The 6,000-nt window shown below is 63.3% G+C and carries 5 protein-coding genes; all 5 read left to right on the top strand.

What is annotated here, in order from left to right; translation table 11 throughout:
- Positions 1 to 256: 256 nt before the first annotated feature.
- The 5 genes from EIY71_RS18365 to EIY71_RS18340 all read left to right on the top strand — a co-directional run bounded on the left by EIY71_RS18365 (position 257) and on the right by EIY71_RS18340 (position 5,991).
- Positions 257 to 1,333, top strand: coding sequence for a putative 2-aminoethylphosphonate ABC transporter ATP-binding protein (locus EIY71_RS18365; RefSeq protein WP_102685803.1), 1,077 nt, complete (start codon positions 257 to 259; stop codon positions 1,331 to 1,333).
- Entirely contained in the window at positions 1,333 to 3,057 is a 1,725-nt protein-coding gene (locus EIY71_RS18360) for a putative 2-aminoethylphosphonate ABC transporter permease subunit (protein ID WP_134022612.1), read from the top strand. Before EIY71_RS18365 ends, EIY71_RS18360 begins: the two co-directional genes overlap by 1 nt.
- Before the next feature lie 47 nt (positions 3,058 to 3,104).
- The gene (locus EIY71_RS18355; RefSeq protein ID WP_134022610.1) at positions 3,105 to 4,130 is read left to right on the top strand and encodes a putative 2-aminoethylphosphonate ABC transporter substrate-binding protein; all 1,026 of its coding nucleotides are present in this window, start codon (positions 3,105 to 3,107) and stop codon (positions 4,128 to 4,130) included.
- A gap of 167 nt (positions 4,131 to 4,297) precedes the next feature.
- Entirely contained in the window at positions 4,298 to 5,431 is a 1,134-nt protein-coding gene (locus EIY71_RS18345) for a TIGR03364 family FAD-dependent oxidoreductase (protein WP_134022606.1), read from the top strand.
- Positions 5,431 to 5,991, top strand: a complete 561-nt coding sequence (locus tag EIY71_RS18340) for a phosphonate degradation HD-domain oxygenase (protein WP_129972256.1) — start codon at positions 5,431 to 5,433, stop codon at positions 5,989 to 5,991. The genes EIY71_RS18345 and EIY71_RS18340 overlap by 1 nt, the downstream gene beginning before the upstream one ends.
- The last annotated feature ends 9 nt before the right edge of the window (positions 5,992 to 6,000 follow it).

Here is a 6,000-nt window from a genome sequence, read left to right as displayed (position 1 = left end):
TCGGACTGGCGCAGGAGATGTCCCCGGCTTGGTGATCGTTCCCACGCTCTGCGTGGGAATGCAGCCCGGGACGCTCCGCGTCCCTTCCAGAGCCGAACGCGGAGCGTCCGTTGAGGCATTCCCACGCAGAGCGTGGGAACGATCTGTGGTGAACCAAAAATCCTGAATACCACTATCGGCGGTTTTTGCCTCACTGCCATATGACCGAAGCATTACAACTCTAGGATTCGTCTCATCTGCTTGATGAGGCCTGTCCATGAACCCTGCAATCGCAACTGCCCTGACCAACCCCGGCGCACCGATGAAAGTGCGCGGCGTGCAGAAGCGCTTCGGCGCATTCACTGCGCTGGATAACGTCTCCCTCGATGTCGCGGCCGGTGAACTGGTGTGCCTGCTCGGCCCGTCGGGCTGCGGCAAGACCACGTTGCTGCGTTGCATCGCCGGTCTGGAGAAGCAGGACAGCGGCGAGCTGTACCTGGGCGAGCGCGATGTTTCCCACCTCGCGCCGCAGGCCCGCGACTACGGCATCCTGTTCCAGTCCTACGCGCTGTTTCCCAATCTGACCGTCGAAGCGAACATTGCCTACGGCCTCGCCGGCAGCGGTCGCGATGAAGTGCGCCGTCGCGTCGGTCAGATGCTGGAACTGGTCGGCCTCACCGGCAGTGAGAAAAAGTACCCGGGCCAGTTGTCCGGCGGCCAGCAGCAACGGGTGGCACTGGCCCGGGCTCTGGCACCGGCGCCGTCGCTGCTGTTGCTCGACGAACCGATGTCGGCCCTCGATGCCCGGGTTCGCGAGCATCTGTGCACCGAGCTGCGTCAACTGCAACGCAACCTCGGCATCACCACCTTGATGGTCACCCACAATCAGGACGAGGCCATGCTGATGGCCGACCGCATTGCCGTGATGAACAACGGCAAGGTCGAGCAGTACGCCACCCCGCAGGAAATCTACAACCGCCCGGCCACGCCGTTCGTGGCCGAGTTCGTCGGCCAAGGCAACTGGTTGCCATTCCAGCGCAGCAGCGACAGCCACGCCAAGGTCGGCGGGATGAACCTGCGCCTGGCCGACGGCAGCGTCCACAGTGCGTCGGGCCGGCTGTTCTGCCGCCCGGAAGCGATCAACGTCAATCCGCTGGTACACGAGGAAAACCTGTTCCCGGCCAAGGTTCGCGAGATCACTTTCCTCGGCAACCGCTGCCGCATGAGCTTCGAACTCGATCAGTTGCCCGGCCACCCCTTGCTCGCCGAACTGGCACCGGAAGCCATGCCACGCCTCGGCGCCCAGCAGATCATGGTCGCCTTGCCGCCACGCAGCCTGCAGGTGTTTGCCTGATGAACAGCAACCTCGCACTGCCGCTACCGCAAAAGCAGGCGCGGCAGATGTCCGGGGCCGAGGTCGGCGACCGGATCTTCGTCCTCGGCGGCAAACTTCTGCTGCTGGTGCTGCTCGGTGTGGCGGTGCTGTTGCCATTGCTGGCGATCTTCTGGCGCGGCTTCAGCAGCGAAGCCGGGCAGGGCGGTGGCTGGCTCGCCGCCAAGGAGTTGGTGACCAGCGACAATTTCCACTGGTTGCTCGGTAACAGCCTGAAAGTTTCCCTCAGCGTCGCGGCGATCGTCGTACCGCTGGCCTACCTGTTTGCCTACGCCTTGCAGCGCACGTTGATTTCCGGCAAAGGCATCTGGCGTGGGATTTCCCTGCTGCCGCTGATGGCGCCGTCGATGCTGCCGGGGATTGCGCTGGTCTATCTGTTCGGCAATCAGGGCCTGTTGCGCGGGCTGCTGTCGGACAACATCTACGGTTTCTGGGGGATTGTTCTGGGTGAGGTGATCTACACCTTCCCACACGCCTTGATGATTTTGCTGTCAGCCCTGTCGCTGGCGGATGCGCGATTGTTCGACGCCGCGTCGAGCATGGGTGCCAGTCCGGCAAAGGCCTTTCGTAGCATTACCTGGCCGGCGACCCGCCAGGCCGTGTTCGCCGCGTTCTGTCTGGTGTTCACCCTGACCATCACCGATTTCGGTGTGCCGGTGGTGGTCGGTGGCGACTATCAGGTGCTGGCGCTGGAAGCCTACAAAGCGGTGGTCGGCCAGCAGCAATTCGGTCGCGGCGCGTTGATCGGCATGGTTCTGCTGCTGCCAGCGCTGTTCAGTTTTGGCGTCGATGCCTGGCTGCGTCGGCGTCACGGCGACTCCATGAGCGGTCGCGCCCAGGTGTTCAAACCGGCACCGTCGAAGAAGCGCGACGCCTTTTATTTCAGCGTTGTGCTGCTGATCAGCGCCGCGTTGCTGCTGGTGTTCGGTATGGCGGTATTCTCGTCGCTGGTGAAATTCTGGCCGTACAACCTGTCGCTGTCACTCAACCACTATCAGTTCAACGAAACTGCCGGCGGTGGCTGGCTGGCCTACGGCAACAGTTTGAAGATGGCGCTGGGCACGGCGCTGATTGGCAGCGTGCTGATCTTCACCGGCGCCTACCTGATGGAAAAGACCCGCAGCCAGCGCGGGCTGAATCTGACACTGCGAATGCTCAGTTTCGTACCGATGGCGGTGCCGGGGCTGGTGCTGGGTCTGGGTTACGTCTTCTTCTTCAACCTGACCGGCAACCCGCTGCACGTGCTGTACGGGACCATGACCCTGCTGATCGTCTGCACCATTGCTCACTATCTGACCACCGCGCAGATGACCGCCACCACCGCGCTGCGCCAGCTCGACGCCGAGTTCGAAGCTGCCGCGCTGTCGCTCAAGGCGCCGCTGTACCGGCATTACCTGCGGGTCACCGTGCCGATCTGCCTGCCGGCGCTGCTGGACATCGTGCGCTACCTGTTCGTCTCGGCCATGACCACCGTGTCCGCCGCGATCTTCCTCTACAGCCCCGACACCATCCTCGCGGCGGTGGCGGTGCTGAACATGGATGACGCCGGCAACGTCGGCGGGGCTGCGGCGATGTCGACCCTGATTCTGTTCACCTCGGCGGGCGTGTCCTTGCTGCTGGCGTGGGCTTCGCGCGGCTTGCTGCGCCGTTCCCAGGCCTGGCGGCAAACGGCGCCCGGCCACTGATCCACGACTTATCCCTTCAGCCTCAACTCACCGACAGGAAAACGATCATGTTCAAGCCTATGGCCCTGGCCGCTGCTGTGCTCGCTACTTTCAGCCTGAATGCCTTCGCGGCAAAAACCGAGTTGATGGTGTACACCGCCCTCGAAGCCGAGCAGTTGAAGTCCTACAAAGAGGCCTTCGAAAAGGCCAACCCGGACGTCGAGATCAAGTGGGTGCGCGACTCCACCGGGATCATCACCGCCAAACTGCTGGCCGAAAAGGATCGCCCGCAGGCTGACGCGGTCTGGGGCCTGGCGGCGTCGAGCCTGGCGATCCTCGATCAGCAAGGCATGCTGCAAAGCTATGCGCCGAAGGATCTGGGCAAGATCGGCGCGAACTACCGCGACGCCGCCAACCCGCCAGCCTGGGTCGGCATGGACGTCTGGGCCGCGACGATTTGCTTCAACACCGTCGAAGCCGAAAAGCAGGGCCTGAGCAAACCGGTGAGCTGGCAGGACCTGACCAAGCCTGAGTACAAGGGCAAGATCGTGATGCCGAACCCGGCCTCGTCCGGCACCGGTTTCCTCGACGTCAGCGCCTGGCTGCAAACCTTCGGCGAGAAACAGGGCTGGGCCTACATGGACGGTCTGCACCAGAACATCGGCCAGTACGTTCACTCCGGTTCCAAGCCTTGCAAACTGGCGGCAGCGGGCGAATTCCCGATCGGGATTTCCTTCGAATACCCGGCCGTTCAGCTGAAGCGTCAGGGCGCGCCGCTGGACATCATCCTGCCGAAGGAAGGCCTCGGCTGGGAGATCGAAGCCACCGCCGTGATCAAAGGCACGCCGCACGAAGAAGCTGCGAAGAAACTGGCCGACTTCTCCGCCAGCGCCCCGGCGATGGATCTGTACAAGGAAAACTTCGCTGTCCTCGCCCAACCGGGCATCGCCAAGCCGCAGACCGAACTGCCGGCCGACTACGAGCAGCGCCTGATCAAGAACGACTTCGCCTGGGCCTCGAAGAACCGCGACGAGATCCTGACCGAATGGCGCAAGCGTTATGACGGCAAGTCCGAGAAAGTCGCTGCCAAGTAAATCTTCTTACCCGATCGTTCCCTGACGGAGCATTGATCGTTCCCACGCTCCGCGTGGGAATGCAGCCAAGGACGCTCCGCGTCCTCTGTGACGCAGAGCGTCACGGTATTCATTCCCACGCAGAGCGTGGGAACGATCAGCGTGGGAACGATCATTGAGGTAGCTGCATGACACAACACAAAGACTTGCTGATCGTCGGCGCCGGCATCCTGGGTCTGTCCCACGCCTGGGCCGCCGCCCGGCGCGGTCTCAAGGTCACGGTTTTCGAGCGCACCGCCACGCCCATTGGCGCCTCGGTACGCAACTTCGGCCAGGCCCTGGTCACCGGCCAGCCACCAGGCCCGATGCTCGAACTGGCCAAAGCCAGCCGCGACATCTGGGGCCAGTGGGCGCAGCTCGCCGGCCTGCAACTCAAGCGCAACGGCTCGTACCTGTTCGCCCGCACCGAAGCCGAAGAGCACTTGCTCGAAGCCTTCTGCGCCGGACGCGCCGTCGAGCACGACTACCGCGTCGAACTGCTGCGCGGTGCCGCGCTGCGCGATCTGTACGGCGGCCAGTTCAGCCATCACCGCGCCGCGCTGCACGGTATGGACGACCAACAGCTGTATTCCCGGGAAGCGATTCCGGCGCTGATCGAATACCTGCGCCGCGAGCTCGACGTCGAGTTTCACTTCTCGACGCTGGTTCGCGACGTCGAGCCTGGGCGCCTGCAAAGTACTGCCGGCACATTCTCCGCCAAGCAGATCATCGTCTGCTCCGGCCACGATTATCAGACCTTGCTGGCCGAGCCGATTGCCGCCCTCGACCCGCAAATCTGCCGACTGCAAATGCTCCGCGCCCGGCCGCAGATCGACCTGAACCTGCAACAAGCCTTGCTCACCGGCCTCAGCTGCGTGCATTACGGCGCCTTCGCCGATCTGCCGGAAGCGGCCGCAGTGCAGGCGCAAATCCTGCGCGAGCAACCGCACTTGCAGGAAAACGGCATTCACCTGCTGATCAGCCCGACGCCGTATGGCGAACTGATCATCGGCGACTCGCACCATTACGGCAGCGATCCATCACCGTTCAACGCCGAGCAGGTCGACAACTGGATGCTCGAACTGGCCGAACAGACTCTCGGTTGCAAGGTGCAGGTGGTCGAGCGCTGGCAGGGCGTCTATGGTTCCCGGGGTCCGGGGCCGTTTTCGTTCCTGCGTCCGGCGCCGGGGCTGAGTGTGGCGCTGATGCACAGCGGCGTCGGCATGAGCGTCGGCCCGGCCATGGCCGAGCGCAATGTTGCACAGCTTTTTGGAGAGCACTGATGTTGAGTCACGAGCAAGTCATCGACCGGGTGTTCGGCCTCTATGAGCGCTTCGGCGCCAGCGACTACATCGGCGAACCGGTGTCGCAGATCGAGCACATGTCCCAGGCGGCGCAACTGGCCATCGCCGAAGGCTTCGACGACGAAGTGGTGCTTGCCGCGTTCTTCCACGACATCGGCCACTTGTGTGCCGAAGGCGCAGAGAACATGGGCGGTTACGGCGTGGTCAGCCACGAACGCCTCGGCGCGGATTACTTGCGTGAGGCCGGCTTCAGCGAACGCCTGGCGCGACTGGTGGAATATCACGTCCAGGCCAAGCGCTATCTGACGCTCAGGGAATCGGGCTATTACGACCGCTTGAGCGAAGCCAGCCGCCGCACCCTGGAATATCAGGGCGGGGTGATGACCGAGGCTGAAGCGGATGCGTTCGAGCAGGATCCGTTGTGCGCCGTCAGCCTGCGAATGCGCCAGTGGGATGAACTGGCGAAGGAAATGGCGGTGCCGGTGATGGATCTTGCCGTTCTCAAGCGCAAGGCTGAAGTTTTGTTGTCGACCGGGTGAGGGCGCGGA

This window comes from Pseudomonas sp. CH235, from assembly GCF_004368175.1.
Lineage (GTDB): Bacteria > Pseudomonadota > Gammaproteobacteria > Pseudomonadales > Pseudomonadaceae > Aquipseudomonas > Aquipseudomonas paraglycinae.
This window is presented reverse-complemented; position numbering and strand designations above follow the sequence as displayed.